General features: G+C 64.2%; 10 protein-coding genes and 1 pseudogene. 2 read left to right on the top strand and 9 right to left on the bottom strand.

The window, feature by feature from the left end:
• Positions 1-64: 64 nt before the first annotated feature.
• The 9 genes and pseudogenes from ADJ70_RS02220 to ADJ70_RS15210 all read right to left on the bottom strand — a co-directional run.
• On the bottom strand, positions 65-268 hold the full coding sequence (locus ADJ70_RS02220; RefSeq protein WP_050343112.1) for a cold-shock protein: 204 nt from the start codon (positions 266-268) through the stop codon (positions 65-67).
• Between the two features lie 182 nt (positions 269-450).
• Positions 451-861 carry a hypothetical protein gene (locus ADJ70_RS02215; protein ID WP_050344696.1) on the bottom strand — a complete coding sequence of 137 codons (411 nt, stop codon included), beginning with the start codon at positions 859-861 and terminating at the stop codon, positions 451-453.
• A gap of 137 nt (positions 862-998) precedes the next feature.
• The gene (gene ruvB / locus ADJ70_RS02210; protein ID WP_050343110.1) at positions 999-2063 is read right to left on the bottom strand and encodes a Holliday junction branch migration DNA helicase RuvB; all 1065 of its coding nucleotides are present in this window, start codon (positions 2061-2063) and stop codon (positions 999-1001) included.
• Positions 2063-2695, bottom strand: a complete 633-nt coding sequence (gene ruvA, locus ADJ70_RS02205) for a Holliday junction branch migration protein RuvA (RefSeq protein WP_050343108.1) — start codon at positions 2693-2695, stop codon at positions 2063-2065. Before ruvA ends, ruvB begins: the two co-directional genes overlap by 1 nt.
• On the bottom strand, positions 2692-3345 hold the full coding sequence (gene ruvC / locus ADJ70_RS02200) for a crossover junction endodeoxyribonuclease RuvC (protein ID WP_050343106.1): 654 nt from the start codon (positions 3343-3345) through the stop codon (positions 2692-2694). The genes ruvA and ruvC overlap by 4 nt, the downstream gene beginning before the upstream one ends.
• A gap of 69 nt (positions 3346-3414) precedes the next feature.
• Positions 3415-5289 carry a nitrilase-related carbon-nitrogen hydrolase gene (locus ADJ70_RS02195; protein ID WP_050343104.1) on the bottom strand — a complete coding sequence of 625 codons (1875 nt, stop codon included), beginning with the start codon at positions 5287-5289 and terminating at the stop codon, positions 3415-3417.
• A gap of 140 nt (positions 5290-5429) precedes the next feature.
• Complete coding sequence (gene dnaE, locus ADJ70_RS02190) at positions 5430-9335, bottom strand: DNA polymerase III subunit alpha (RefSeq protein ID WP_050343102.1); 3906 nt, start codon at positions 9333-9335, stop codon at positions 5430-5432.
• 531 nt (positions 9336-9866) lie between these two features.
• Positions 9867-10781, bottom strand: coding sequence for a DUF4143 domain-containing protein (locus ADJ70_RS15215; RefSeq protein ID WP_371256208.1), 915 nt, complete (start codon positions 10779-10781; stop codon positions 9867-9869).
• A gap of 39 nt (positions 10782-10820) precedes the next feature.
• Positions 10821-11105: pseudogene (locus tag ADJ70_RS15210) on the bottom strand (AAA family ATPase); the annotation flags it as partial.
• 1179 nt (positions 11106-12284) lie between these two features.
• On the opposite strand from ADJ70_RS15210, the gene ADJ70_RS14430 reads away from it, so the two are divergent.
• Positions 12285-12452, top strand: coding sequence for a hypothetical protein (locus tag ADJ70_RS14430; protein WP_157051359.1), 168 nt, complete (start codon positions 12285-12287; stop codon positions 12450-12452).
• Positions 12449-14413 (top strand): hypothetical protein, encoded by a 1965-nt coding sequence (locus tag ADJ70_RS02180; protein WP_050343100.1) that lies wholly within the window; start codon positions 12449-12451, stop codon positions 14411-14413. Before ADJ70_RS14430 ends, ADJ70_RS02180 begins: the two co-directional genes overlap by 4 nt.
• Positions 14414-15103 lie beyond the last annotated feature (690 nt).

Genomic DNA, 15103 nt, shown 5'->3' with positions numbered 1-15103 from the left:
ATAGGGAGGGGAGGCCGCAGCTGCGACCTCCCCTCAGAGCACCGCGTGTTAGAGATGGGCCGAGTTACATCTTCCTCACGTTAGAGGCCTGGAGCTTGCCGTTCTGCCCCTGCGTGATGTCGAACTCGACAGCCTGGCCCTCGTCCAGCGTCTTGAAGCCGTCCATCTGGATCTCGCTGTAGTGAACGAAGAGGTCATCGCCATCATCGCGAGAGATGAAGCCGTAGCCCTTGTCGGGGTTGAACCATTTGACCGTACCCTGTGCCATGTCGTGCCTTTCTTTCTTGCCCCTCGGGGCTTAAACGCTGCGCCTGAGCGCGATACAATGTGGCGATTACACCACGCCTGCTATTCTAGCCTAACAGCAGGGCACCCGTGCCCACAATCTCAATGAGCAGCACTCAGACTTGTCCTGGCCCACCTGAGGGTTACCTTTCCTATCCCAGCTGATCAGCCACGCTTGCCTTTCTGTCTGAGCTCATCCTCAAGCGTGCGAAACTCGGAGGGAACACTTCCCGGTTCGATATCAAAGGACTGCTCCATCGCCTCTGCCTGCTTGAGCCTGAGCTCAGAGAGCGCGTCCTCGCCCATGGCGGCATAGGCATCTGAGAGCCCACGCAGCGAGTAGGCGACATAGCCCGCAACCGAGTCGCCCACGCCCGAGAGCACCATCATGGTGACGAGCGAGTCTGGAGAGAGCTGTATGGCAAGCTGCGGATCGAGGTCGAGAAGCCCCGCGACAGCTTCCTCGACCTCGACTGCGGCCTGTCTGTCGCCCTTCAGGAGAGCCATCCGCAACGACCGGGCGATGGCCTCCACGAACTGAGCGATCATCTCGAGCAGATAGTCATGCTGCAGCATTCGTCCCCCAAACGTCACGCGCCCGATAAAGGCCCGCGCTCCCACCGTGCCCAACCGCTCCAAGATCCGACTCCAGACCTCGGCCAGCCCCAAGACCCTGTGCCACGACCTGCCATACGGCCCCAGCCAATCCCATACTACCCCATCGTCTTGCCCGCAGGAGGGGTGATCCCCAGGTGCTCGAAGGCAAGCTCTGTCGCCTGCCTCCCCTGCGGGGTGCGCACGATGAGCCCTCGCTGGAGCAGATAGGGCTCATAGACGTCCTCGATGGTGGACGGGTCCTCCCCTACGGAGGAGGAGATGGTTGTCAGACCCACGGGACGACCCCGGAAGGTCTGGGTGAGGGTCCCTAGGATCTTGGTGTCCATCCAGTCAAGGCCCAGCTCGTCGATTTCGAAGAACGAGAGCGCCTGGGCGGCGACGTCCCAGTCTATCGTACCGTCTGCCTTGACCTGAGCATAGTCACGAACACGCTTGAGCAGGCGATTCGCAAGCCGAGGAGTCCCACGTGACCTGCTGGCTATCTCCGCCGCACCCCGATCGTCAATGACCACGCCAAGCAGTCTGGCAGAGCGCAGGACAATGCGGGTGAGCTCGTCTGTCGTATAGTAGTCGAGGCGGTACGAGATGCCAAAGCGGTCACGCAACGGCCCCGTGAGAAGTCCGGTGCGCGTGGTTGCGCCAACGAGCGTGAAGCGGGGCAGATCGAGCCTGATAGACCGGGCCGCCGGACCCTTCCCGATGACGATGTCGAGGGCGAAGTCCTCCATCGCCGGATAGAGCACCTCCTCGACCTGATGGTTGAGGCGATGGATCTCGTCAACAAAGAGGACGTCGCCCTCCTCGAGGTTCGTGAGTATGGCGGCAAGGTCTCCCGTGCGGGCGATCGCGGGACCGGAGCTGGTCTTGAGGCGGGCGCCCATCTCGTTGGCGACCACGCCTGCGAGGGTCGTCTTCCCGAGGCCGGGAGGTCCTGAGAAGAGCACGTGATCGAGGACCTCCCCCCTGTCCTTGGCAGCCACGATGAGCACGCGGAGGTTGTCACGGACGCGCTCCTGGCCGCAGTACTCCTCCAAGGTCCGGGGCCTCAGGCTGCGCTCGACGTCGATGTCGTCTGCCGTAAGCTCGCCGGTCACGCTGCGGCCCCTCGCCTCGAGGCACGCGTCATCGGCAAAGAGGTCCTTGTCGGGAGCCTCCCACATCACGAACCACCCCCTAAGCGCCTGAGCGCATAGGAGAGGGTCTTCTCGAGCGTATCTGCATCAGCACGCGTACGGCCCTCGAGGGCACGTTCGATCTCTTGGGACGTGAAGCCCATGGAGAGAAGCGCCGAGCTTGCCTCCCGCACGATGGACTCGTCCGTCTCGGACGGACCTGGCGCGGCTGGCGACGGCTCGTCCGCACCCACAAGGTCCCTCAGCTCGCCATCCTGGGCAAACACATCCTGAAGCTCGACGAGTAGGTGCTGCACCTTCTTCCTGCCGACACCCGGGACCTGGGACAGACGGCTCGCGTCCTTGAGCCTGACAATCGTCGCGAGGGTAGCGGGCGTGAAGACAGAGAGGATCGCGAGCGCGAGCTTGGGACCCACGCCCGAGACCGCAACCAGCCTATCGAAGACCGCACGCTCGTCGCGGGAGGAAAAGCCATAGAGCTCCATCGCGCTCTCCCTCAGAAGCAGGCGCGTGTAGAGCGTGACATCAGAACTGCCCTGCTCCGGAAGCTGCGCCGCAGTCGTGGCGGAGACGCCCAGAAGAAAGCCCACGCCTCCCACGTCCAAGACGACCTGATCGGAAAACCGTTCGACCACAGAACCCGTAAGCTGAGCGATCATCGGCTGTTCCTCCTGCTCTGGCGCGCATGGGTAAGTGCCCGGCGGTCCCGCTTGCCCTGGGGGAGGTGGGCGGCGCTCGCCGCCGCAGTCGCCTCGCGCGCAAGAGCGCGATCGTAGCTCCTCTGGGCCCACTCCTGCTCTTGTATCTGGACCGAGGCGGCGTCCTGGGTGATGCGCCTCGTCCGAGAGAGGTTGGCGTGGCAGATGGCAACGGCAAGCGCATCGGCGCAGTGGTCGGGCCTGGGGTCGCGCTCAAGGGCAAGGATGCTGCGCACCATATAGATGACCTGCCGCTTATCCGCCCCGCCCGTGCCCACGACAGCCTGCTTCACCTGCATCGGCGTATACTCCCCCAGCTCCATGCCAGCCTCGGCGCAGGCGACGATCGCAGCCCCCCTCGCCTGGGCCGTCGCGATGGCGGAGCGTGAGTTCTCCCCAAAGAACACCTTCTCTATGGCAAGCTGCGCAGGACTGTAGTCTTGCACTATCTTGGAGACCTCCTCAAAGATACGACCCAGGCGCCGATCGAGCGAATCTCTTGATCCGCTGCTCACGCACCCATAGGCGCGTGTTCGGCACACAGATCCTCGCGTCTCGATTACACCCCAGCCGGTGTTTGCCAAGCCAGGGTCAATGCCAAGGATGATCATAGACGCTCCTCGCGACACACACGGACCCATGGTTAAAGAACTTACGTTCTATTATAGCACAAGCTGTGGTCAATTCTCCGAAAAAGGAGATCCCCAGATGAGCATGTTGCCAAAGGGCTTGTCCGGCTTACCTCCCGAGCGGAGGGACTTGAGCCAGTCCTGAAGGCTCTCGCTGTCCTTGATGTCCATGCCACCTCCTTGCGTGAAGTCGTTGAGAAAGGAGAGCGCATCTTTCAGCTGGCGCACCGCCTCATCTGCCTGCGCATGCGCCTCCGCCTTCGGCTCAAGGGCGGCAGGCCGAAGGTTGTCGGGGATCGAGAGGACCTTCTCCGCAAGCTGCAGAAGGGTACGCTGCAGCTCCTGCTCCTCTCTGGAGCCATCCGCACGCCACACAAGCCCCAGCGGTTGGGTTGCGTTTGTGAGCGGGGCAGAGCTCGTGACGATCACGGTGGGGACGCCGACGCGGGTCGCCTCCGTGTCATTGAGCCTCAGCAAGACCTCCCTCACGAGGTTCGGATCGCGCCCCGTAACCTCGACGACGTCCTTGACACCGTGGCGCCCCTCCACATGCTCGAGAAGGATTGAGTCTACTGCATACACGCACTCCTCCACCGAACCGGAGGGCAGTGTGATGCCTGGCACAGTGGGAAGGTCGAGCCTAGAGAGCGCGACGGACCCCATAATGGGCGAGATGGTGTTACGCAGGCGGGCGAGGTCGACGATGTCGGAGCGATAGACGTCCCCCAAGGGCATGGCAGCGGCAGAGCTGGGAACGTCAGCCCAAAGGCCGAGGGCAAGATCGGTCTTGTCCCTTGGCGAGAGCACGCAAGCACCCAACTCATCGGCCCAGACGGCAAGCTGGGCGGCGGCCCTCGCGCGGCCCAGCAGCACAGAGCCGCCCGCCGCGTCCCAGAGCGTGGCATGTGCCTCACGCAAATCGAGACGAAGCCTGCCCGCAAGCTCCCGTGCGCGAGCGGCCCCCTCGGCATCGTCAGTCGCGATCAGGGCGTGCACCTTGGTCGGTCCCAAGGCATCGGATGCAAGCATGGCCAAAAGCTCCGAGCTCAGGGTGCCGTCAAGGGGTAGGACCGCATGCTCGACGCACCTGTGCTTCTCTACGATATCGCGAACCCCCAGCGTAAGGGCCTGCCAAAGCTGGAACGTCTGATCGTAAACCTCGGGCGAGAGGACCGCGTCCTTCGCAACCGAAACGTCCGCACCCACCTCGCAGCTCACAAAGCCCTCCTCGAAGTCGGGGGCGGCCGCCACAAGTTCGCCTGCCGGCGAGAGCACGAAGCTCGACCCACAATACACGGATTCCCCATAGAGTCCCAGGGCACCCACGCCTACGAACCATGCGCCGCTCGCCTTGGCGTCCTCAGAGAATCGTCCCTCCGTGAGGCCAGCGCCAAGCGCCGTCGAGGGATCATCGACATGAAATCCCTGGTCGTCGAGGTAGACGATGACGGTTGCACCCGATTGTCCGCTCCGAAGACGATCAAGGTCGTCAAAGGTGAGGGCTACGGCAAGCTGCTCCCCCCCGAGGCTGAGGATGGGAACTCCCTGCTCGGGCAGCGATCCCTGCGGGGGAGCCGCCTCCATCGCCGCCCCAAAGAAGCTTCCTGCCAGATTGATCAGCATGACCTTGCCATCCTTGAGCAGGATCGCCTCCATGGCAACCACATCATCGTAGCTCACAAGGATTGCCATGAGGCAAGGACAGGCGATGCCTTCTGCAAGCGACCCGAGGCATGCGAGCAGGTCGTGCAGGAAGGGCAGCTGGTCTGCCTGGCGCACGCCCTCGATTCCCGTGAGGGCCAAGGACGGAAAGATAAGGAGGTCCACGTCGCGCTCGGCCGCTACCTTAGAGTAGGCCAGCATACGCTCGCAGGTCTTATCGAAGTCACCCGGTCGGCTGTCTATCTGTGCAATGCCAATTCTCATTGACCATTCCCCCCAGCATGATGACGGATGTGAGAATTCGTCCACAAGCATACGTCACTGTGCGCCCCATGGCACGACGAAAGAAGCCACCGACCCACGCATGACACCTGGCGTCTGGCCGGGCGCACGTGCCCTTCGCCCTAGACGAGCCGGACGTGACCCTCCCCCTCCACGAGATCCTTAACCTCGGCGAGTAGCACGTTGTTGCGGGCGTCCACCCTCGTGGGAAGCGCCAGGCGCACCAAGTCCCCGGTCGCGCTCTCGACGAGGAGCGCGACCTTGTCCAAGCCGTCGTAGCGGACAAGGATGGACTGCAACGTCTCGAGGCATCCCTGGGAGAGCAGCCGCTGCGGACTCACGAAGACCTCTACCACCTTGGGCCTGTTGGTCCTCTCGGAGAGCTCCATCGCCTCGACCGAGCTGGCGATCACCTGATCACCACGATCGCCACGCTCGAGCTTGCCCGTGACCCTGATGAAGACGTCCCCGACACGCTCTCCCGTCTGACTGTCCACCTCGCCCTCAAGCACTGCCGCGCACTCCTTGTAGGTCTTGGGAAAGACGACGACGGATATCTCGCCCTCCATGTCCTCAAGTGTGACGACGGCCATCTGGTCACCCTTCTTGGTGACCTTCTTGGCGACGCCACCTGTAGGCACCATGCCGGCAAGCCTGATGGACTGCCCCTCGGGCACCTTGAAGCGCGTGATCGTCGCGCCGCTCTCGGGGTCGACGCTCTCGTCTGACTCGGAAAGCTCCAGGACCGTGTAGTCACGGGCCTTCGAGAGCGCGTACTCGAAGGGGGCCAGCGGGTGGTCCGAGACGTAGAGTCCCAGGACCTCATGCTCCTGCGCGAGCTTCGTGTGGCGGTCCCACTCGGCTGCGGGGTCAGGGTCTGGCACCTGATCGTCAAAGCCCGAGCCCTCCACCGCGCCAAAGAGGTCGAAAAGCGAGCTCTGACCAGCCGCACGGTCCTTCTGGCGCTTCGTCGCCGCATCGACGATGTTAGCGGGATCGCTCTTGTCGGTGAACGTCATGAGCTGCCTTCTTGGGTAGCCCGTCGAATCGAAGGCGCCCGCCTTGATGAGGGCCTCGACGACGCGACGGTTGGCCTGCCCTGCGTCCACGCGGTCCACGAAGTCATGGAGGTCCCTGAAGGGACCTCTCGCCTCGCGCTCGGACATGATGGCCTCGGCCACACCCTCACCCACGCCGCGGATGCCCGCGAATCCAAAGCGGACGCCCTCCGAGGTCGCCGTGAAGTCCCTGCCCGACTCGTTGATGTCGGGCGGCAGGACGTCGATGCCCTCGCGGCGGCAGGACGTGACGTAGTGGACGATCTTGTCGGTCTTCCCCATGTAGGACGTGAGCACCGACGCCATGTACTCGAGGGGGAAGTGGGCCTTGAGCCAAGCCGTCTGCATGACGAGTATGGCGTAGCCGGCCGAATGCGACTTGTTGAAGGCATAGGAGGCAAACTCCAAGACGTCGTCCCAGATCCGCTGGGCGACCTCCCGGGTGTAGCCGTTGTCGACGGCACCGTTCATCCAGTGGTCGTAGGTCGTCTCGTCCTTGCCGTTGTCCCAGTGAAAGACGGTCGAGGTGAGGAGCTTGACCTTCTTCTTCGCCACGGGCTTCCTGATGCGTGAGTCGGACTCACCAGCCGAGAAGCCGCTCATCTTGACCGAGATCTGCATGACCTGCTCCTGGTAGACGATGGTGCCATAGGTCTCGTCCAGGATCTCGGAGAGGCGGTCGTCGTAGAAGACGACGTCCTCCCTGCCGTTCATGCGATTGATGTAGCTCGTGACCATGCCCGAGCCCAAGGGGCCAGGGCGGTAGAGGGCGATCAAGGCGACTATCTGCTTGTACTCCTTGGGCTGCATGTTCTTGATCGTGGCCGTCATGCCCGGCGACTCGACCTGAAAGACACCGGCGGTGCGGCCCGAGCCCAGAAGCTCGTAGATCTTGGGATCGGTGAAGTCAACCTTGTCGACATCGAGGTCCAGGCTGGTGGCACCTGGCTTGACGCAGGCCCTGACGCTATCGGGCAGGGCGTCGAGGTCTGTGAGGTCAGGATGGGACGCCTGGATGTTCTCGAGCGCCTTGCTGATGACCGTGAGGGTGCGCAGGCCCAAGAAGTCCATCTTGAGTAGGCCCATGTCCGCAACCGAGTGACCCTCGTACTGGGTGATCGTGACGTTGCCCTTGGTGTCGAGCTTCGTGGGCACGTGGTCGGTGACGGGAGTGGGAGTGATGAGCGTCGCGCAGGCATGGACGCCCTCGCCGCGGGTCATGCCCTCTATCGAGAGGGCCGCGTCAATGATGCCGTGGGCGACCTCGTCGTCCTTGTAGGCCTGCTCGAAGTCGGGGGAATACTGGTCGGGCTTCCGCTCGTTCTTGTGCAGGGCGTTCGCAAGCTCGAGGCCCGGGTCCCCGGAGAGCATCTTTGAGAGCCTCTGACCCACATAGACGGGCTGGCCGAGCACGCGCGCCGCGTCATTGATGGCCTGCTTGGCCTTGATCGTGGAGTAGGTGATGACCTTGCAGACGTGATCCTCGCCGTAGAGCTCGCGGACGTGGGTAAGGACGTCCTGGAGGTGCTCGTCGTCGAAGTCCATGTCTATGTCGGGCATCTCCGAGCGCTGGGGCGAGAGGAAGCGCTCGAACATGAGGCCATTCTCAAGCGGGTCAAAGCTCGTGATGTTCATGGCGTAGGCGACGATGGCACCTGCCGCCGAGCCACGCCCCGGCCCCACGCCAATGCCCCTGTCCTTGGCCCACTGGACGTAGTCCTGGACGATGAGGAAGTAGTTGGCAAAGCCCTTGTCGCAGATGATCCGGTACTCGTACTCAAAGCGTTCCTGGACGTTGATGCCACCGATGACGACGTCTCTCCAGTCGGCGCCGTAGCGCTTGGCAAGGCCGCGCTCGCACTCGACGCGAAAGCGCTCCTCGGCGGTCTCGCCGGGCTTGAGCCCTGGGAACTCGGGCAGGTACATGCTCGACCAGTCCAGCTCGAAGTCACACTTGGACGCGATCTCGAGGGTGTTGTCGCAGGCCTCGGGTACCCAGGAGAAGAGCTCGCGCATCTCCTGCTCACTCTTCATGTAGAACTCTGAGCCCACCATATGCTGGCGAGTCTCGTCCGAGAGGGTCGTCGCCTTGCCGATGCACGACAGAACATCCTGGGTAGGGGCGTCCTCGCGGACGAGGTAGTGGAAGTCATTGGTGGCGACGACCTTGATGTTCAGCTCACGGGCCATCCCGACGAGGTGTTCGGCGAGCTTGCGATCGTTCCAGCCACCCCGGTACTCCTGGGCATGGTCTTGGATCTCGATGTAGAAGTCCTCGCCAAAGATTGACCGGAAGCTGCTCGCCCACTCGCGCGCGCCGTCGAAGTCGCCGTCGAGCACGCACTGCGAGATGATGCCCTGGACGCAGGCGCTCTGGCAGATGAGGCCCTCGTGGTACTCCCTGAGCATGTCGAGCGTCACGCGGGGCTTGTAGTAATACATCTCGTGACCGGCGGCCTTGGACATGCATCTGAGGAGGTTCGCGTAGCCGCGCCCGCTCTTGGCAAGCAGGATCAGGTGGAAGCGGCGCTGCTTGGTGCCCCGCTCGATACACTCATCCTTGATGAAGTAGCACTCGCAGCCAAAGATGGGCTTCACCTTGAGGGGTGGCCGGTTCTCCCTGACGGCAGCGAGATCGTGCGTCGCCTCCCAGACCCTGCGATCGCTCTCCCACTGAGCGTGGGCGCGATCGCAGGCCTCTGCGTCCTTCGCGTCCGGCGCGGGCTCCTCAAGCTCCCAGCCCTTCTCGAAGCACTCCAGGTCATGCTCCCACTGCTTCATGGCGCAGGCGGCCTCGTTGTACTTGCGGCACTCTAGGTCGAGGTTGGGAACGCCAAAGAGGTAGCCGTGATCCGTGAGGGCGACGGCGGGCATCTTGAGCTCGACGGCGCGCCTCACGATATCAGGGATGCGCGCCGCTCCGTCGAGGATGGAGAAGTCGGAGTGGTTGTGAAGGTGAACGAATGCCATGTGCTTCCCTACTCACACTGCCGCAGCCACAAGAATCTGGCGAACGGCTCTGTACGTCAGGCCCTAGGATAGCCCATCGAGGCGTCCCGATGCGTCCCTCATTTGCGGCGCTGAGCTGCATGTCTACCAAACACGCAGGTACATGGGCCAAGAAAGGCGAGGGTCTTTCACATCTCCCTTCTGGTGGCGTCCTCTTCTGGCGGATGTCACAGGCACCAGGCAGGCGCACGAAGCGTGTGTTTGCCGTGACCGTCGGGGGCGGGGTTACATCCTCCCCTCTCGACATCCACGACAATCCCAGCCATTCCCATGTGAAATCGACCAAGGGAGACACCGTCACGTGTGGTACATTGTCGGTAGTGAACCCGCCATGCCTATCTCTCGGCATCGGTCGAGATGATGCAAACTTTGGCGGGTATTCCAGGTCGCGCCATGCGGATTCCGCGGAGCCTCTGCGAAAGGGGCGACTCAATTGCCCCGCCGCAGCGTGGATCATCGGGAGCCTGAGAGCGCGCGTTGAGGGTGAGACCTCTATATGCAGATCGACATGTAGAGAGGGAGGAACACCCGATCGCCTTCGACCTTCAGAATCTTGGCGTGGAGGACGTACTCGGTGCCGACGCGCCGTGCAAACTTCGCCTTGAACTTGTTGAGGGAGACGGGCGAGTAGCGCTTCCCCGACTTGATCTCGATGGGGCTCACCCGCGGCTTCATGGCGGCGCCGGGATACGGGCGGATGGTCAGGAAGTCTATCTCCATGCGCTCCTCCTTGACCGTGGAGGATTTCGAGTAGAAGTGGAGCGGATGGCCGTTGGCGCGCAGCTGCTGCGCGACTGCGTTCTCCATGAGCATGCCCTCACTCACCTCGATCGAACCCGTGAGCACCTGCCTGTACGCCTCGGGCATGACGCTGCCACTCGAGTCAAAGGCCATGCTGGCGAGAAGGCCCGTGTCTACCATGTAGCACTTGACGGAGGCCTCGTCCTCGCTGAGGGCCAGGCCGACGGAGGGGTCGGCGCTCAAGGTGCACAGGCTGACCGTCGCGGCCTCCTTCAGCCACGCGAAGGCCGTCGCGAAGTCCCTGGCACGCGAGTCCCCCTCGATCTGCGCGTACACGACCTTCTTCTCGTGCTTGGCTAGCTGGCCGGGGATGGCGTCGAAGACCGCCTTGATCCTCTTCGCGGCGAGGCCACCGCGCTTCTCGATGTCGTTGCGGTACAGACCGAGGATGAGCCCCTTCGCGCGGTCGGCGGCCATCAGGTCGCGCCCGTCCGCATACGCCGCCACGGACTGGGGCATCCCTCCCACGAGCATGTACTCCCTCCAGAGCCTCTCGGCCTTGCGGTGGAGCGTCTCCGGCAGGTTCTGTCGGCTCTCGAAGGAGCGCCTGATCATGGCGGCGAGGGCGCCCTCTCCCAAGGCCCACAGGAACTCCTCGAAGTCCATCGGGCCCATCTTGCGCGACTCCTCCTCCGAGGGAATCAGGGTGTTGCGGACATTCTCCTTTATCGAGACGAGGGAGCCTGTCTCGACGTAGTCGTAGCGGCCGTCTGCCACGAGGTGCTTTATGAACTCGCGCGCCTGGGGGAAGGCCTGCACCTCGTCGAAAATGACGAGGGACCTGCGCTCCCTGAGCTCGACGCCGAACTCCGCGGACAGGTACAGGAAGAAGCTGCCCATGTCCGAGCGCGTATCGAGGAACGTCTGCCTGCAGTCGTCGGTCACCTTCGTGAAGTCGATCAGCAGGTACATCTCGTACTCCGCCTTGGCGAACTTTTCGACGACCGTCGACTTCCCAACGCGGCGCGCGCCCTCGACGAGGAGCGCCGTTGACCCCTGGCTCGTCGACTTCTAGGCGAGCAGCTCGTCGTAGATCTTCCGCTTGAACATCAGTCCCCACTTTCATCGCAGCAACCGATGCCGCCATTGTACTGCTTGTTTTCACGATATCGCTTTTAGTAAGTTCTTTCAACTTCACGTTTTCGAGGTTATTACTCCTATCTGTATTGCACATATATTTGATTAGAAGTTTTTTACGCGCAGTTCTCGTCAGCGAGGGTGACCCGCCGTACCGGGAGCTTGAAGCCATGTGGCGCCATCGGTGCGGGTTGCTTCATGTGGTCGGGCTTCCGCTCGGCCCCATTCTCTTTGCGCCAAATCAAGCGATCGATATCACTCGTTAGTTGACCATGACACATAATGCACACCCTATAAGAGGCTTCGTGAGTTCGTATAGGTGGATGGTTGCGCCACCGCCTTGGCGGCGTGGGCCTCAGGTCCAAGCGCCCTGGCATCACGGGGCCATGGGGCCGTCGACGTCGTGGGACCAGTGGCCCCGCCCGGTCACGCGTGCGGTTGTGGGAACGCAGGAGTGTACACAGATTGGCCAAAACGGCCCCTCGACGCCGTTTTGGGGCGTTTGTGTACACTGTTGGGCTGTGGGCTTGGGTTATGAGTGGCCTTGGAATCGCAATAGTGTACACAAATGGGAGGATCGGGCCTCTCCGTGCCGGATTGGGGCATTTGTGTACACTGTTGGGCTGTTGCGTTGTTGCGGACAGGCGCGACGACGCAGGAGTGTACACAGATCGGTGGAAATGGCCTCTCGGTGCCGTTTTGGGGCGTTTGTGTACACTGTTGGGCCGTGGAGCAGTTGCGGACAGGCGCGGGGACGCAGGAGTGTACACAGATTGGCCAAAATGGCCCCTTGGAGCCGTTTCGGAGCGTTTGTGTACACTGTTGCGACGCGAGCTTTACGACGCGAGCTTTACGACGCGAGCTGCGTCGGGTGGCACGAGCGCCCCAACCGCCATGGCGTGCCGGCGGCGCCCCCTCTCGGTGGGCACCTCTCCCTTGGTCGGGAAGGTAGACTCTACGCGAGCGGTGCCGCCGCGAGGTTGGCGTCTTCGCCGAGGCGTCAACCCACACAAACCCCCGAGGAGCCAATTCATGGGCAAGCTTTCCGACGATCGTACTGTCATAGCCCGCGAGCACAGTAGCGACCTTAGCGGAGATCACCCTACGCTTGAGATTCAGAAGAAAGTACCGGATGTGCACGGTAAGCCAAAGACCACCTATCAGAAGATCCGGTACGTCAGCAAGGGGGACGGTGCGTGAGCGAGTCGCCTAGGGAGCAGGGCGCCACAGAGGCATGGGTCCCGTGGGACCCGCCCGGCATCACGGTCCCCGGCACGGCCGCAGACTGGGAGCTCGTCGAGGTGTCCGCCGGCAGGCGGGGCCAAGGCCTGGTGATCCTCGGTTACGGCGACGCCCGCCTGACCCTCGACCTCTCCGGCTGCGACTGCCTGCGCGTGGCCAGGGTGGACGGCCTGCGCCACGCCGCCTCACACGGCGCCCCAAGCCCGGGCTCGGGCATAGCGGCCTGGGCGGTCGTAGGCTCGCCCCTCGGGAGGTGGGTGGCGGACAGCAGCGGCCACCGGGCCGAGGAGACCTCGGAGCTCGCCATCGCCACCAGGGGCTGGCTCGTGAGCCTCGTCGTGGACAGCGACTGCCCGCCGAGGGCTAGGCTCAGCGGCTGGGACGGCCTCCCCCGGCTGACCGCCTCGCTCGCCGGCGCGCCCCTTCCCCCCTCGGGGGCACCGAGGGGGCCGATGGGGTGGTGGGAGTACCTCGACCGGTACGGGTGGGGCGAGTGGTCCCCGCTCGAGGCGGGTGGGAGGGCCCTCAGGAGCGAGGAGTGCTACTACATGGAGGGCTGGCGCATCGACGCGCGCGGGCTGGAGCTGCGCCTGGTCTTCGAGGACCGCTCGACGCGCATGACCCTGCGCTTTCCCGCCGAGGCCCTGCGCGCGCTCAGGGTGAGCGGGGCGGGATGGGGCAAGAGGCGCCTGTTCACCTACAGGGCCATACGGACTCTGTACGGGCGCGTCCTGGGTGACCCCTACGTCACGAGGGGGCTCGACCTCGAGCGGTGGTACCGGGAGGCGACTGGGGGCGAGGCGCCCGGCGACGCGGCCGTCTGCTACGTCCCCACCGACAGCGTCGTCATCGAGGCCTTCGCCTCGGGTGCCCCCGACGTCGAGCGCGCAGGCATCGATGCCAGGGGCTGCGACTACGGAAGGTGTGCCATCCCCGCCGAGGAGTGGGTCCCTAGGGGCGCCGGGCTCCCCGGACAGGCAGAAGACTGGGGCCTCGTCGACGTCACGCACGACGCGGGCCTGGGGGCCACGGCGACCTTCGGCCTCGGGGACCTGCGGGCCACGTTCGACCTGAGGGGGTTCGAGGCCCTGCGCGTGGCCAGGGCGGACGGCCTGCGCTACGCCGCCTCCCGCGGCGCCCCCGCGCCGGGCCCGGGCATAGCCACCTGGGTGATCGCGAGGTCGTCCCTGAGCGAGTGGCTCGTGGAGAACGACATGCACGCCCACACCCAGAACCAGCCGGACCTTGGCGAGGTGACGCTCGTCACCTCAGGCTGGCTCGTCAGCGGGGTCTACAGCAGCGTCCCCGACGCCGAGCTCCTCGACGGCGAGGGGCGGACCGTCGGCTTCGTCAGGGGCGCCCCCATGCCCTTGGGGCCGCCGCGCGGCGCGATGAGCCAGCACGACTTCGAGGGGCGCTACGGCAGCCCGGAGCGCCTCGTCTGGCAACCGCCCGGCGTCGAGCTGCCGAGGCATGCGTTCGGGAGCTGCGAGGGCTGGAGGCTCGACGAGGGCGGCCTCTCCCTCTACTACCGGCTGCCAGGAGGCGCGCATGGCGCGAAGGGGAGCCGCGATGCGCGCGGACCGATGGCACGCGTCCGCTTTGCGGCCGGGCGCCTCCTTGCGCTGCTCAGCACCTACGAGGGCCACCGCTTCAGGGAATTCAGTGGGGCGAGGACGCCCGACGGGCCACCCGAGAGCCCGATCGGCAACCTCTGCGTCGTGGGCGACGCCTACCTCAGGCGCTGGTACCTCGAGGAAGCGGTACCGGACGCGGACGGCGCCCCGATCGTCGCCTACAGCGTCTACACCGAGGTCGAGTGCATCGACGTCCTTGCGACGGGCGAACCCGAGGTGGAGCTCGGCTCGTGGGAGCCGCCGGCACCGGGGACGTCACGGGCCGCGCCGCAGGACGCGTAAGAGCGCCACGACCTTTGCGGCATCCATGGGCTTGGCCGCGCATACCTGAGCGAAATACTCAACCCAACCTTCCGGTGCTGGGCAAGTGAGCACGGGAGATGGGAAACGTTGTGTCCCCAAGCGATGGTAGTCCGGAGGTCAACAGGGACCACGGGGACGCGACGCGGAGCGCCTCGCCACGCGCTATCGTGAGCGGCCCCGTCTCTCGTCGCGGCCATCCAGATTCGCTGCGCCTCACCCTTACCCCACATCTTGTGGCGACACGACCTTAGGTAGCGACCTTGGCAGATGAACGGATCCAAGGCGACGGCCTCGTCCACAGGATCTCCTGTATGCCATGAGCGCACGCTGACGCCCACTTGGGCATAGCTTGTCATCGGACGCTCGGCACCGTCGCGCACAACAAGCGTGAGCATGCTAGGGTCGGTCGGTTTTAGCCATAATCCTGAGTTCCCGGCACCTCCTTAGCCCACAACTGGCAGCCTCATGGTGCCCCGGTCTGGCCCAAGGCGCTCCGTCAACGAGGCCCTCTGCCCAGACTGCGCTTTTCCGTGCAGCCGGGCCCCAGGCCGAGGCCTGCGGGTCCCGGCGCAACCCCCCCCGCAGCCTGGCGGGGGGTTGCTCGAGCGCATTTGCCCAGTTGAACAACTTTCCATATTGCCCCGCAGCCTAGCGGGAGGTTTGGTCCCG

The organism is Olsenella sp. oral taxon 807 (genome assembly GCF_001189515.2).
Taxonomy (GTDB): Bacteria; Actinomycetota; Coriobacteriia; order Coriobacteriales; family Atopobiaceae; genus Olsenella_F.
This window is presented reverse-complemented; position numbering and strand designations above follow the sequence as displayed.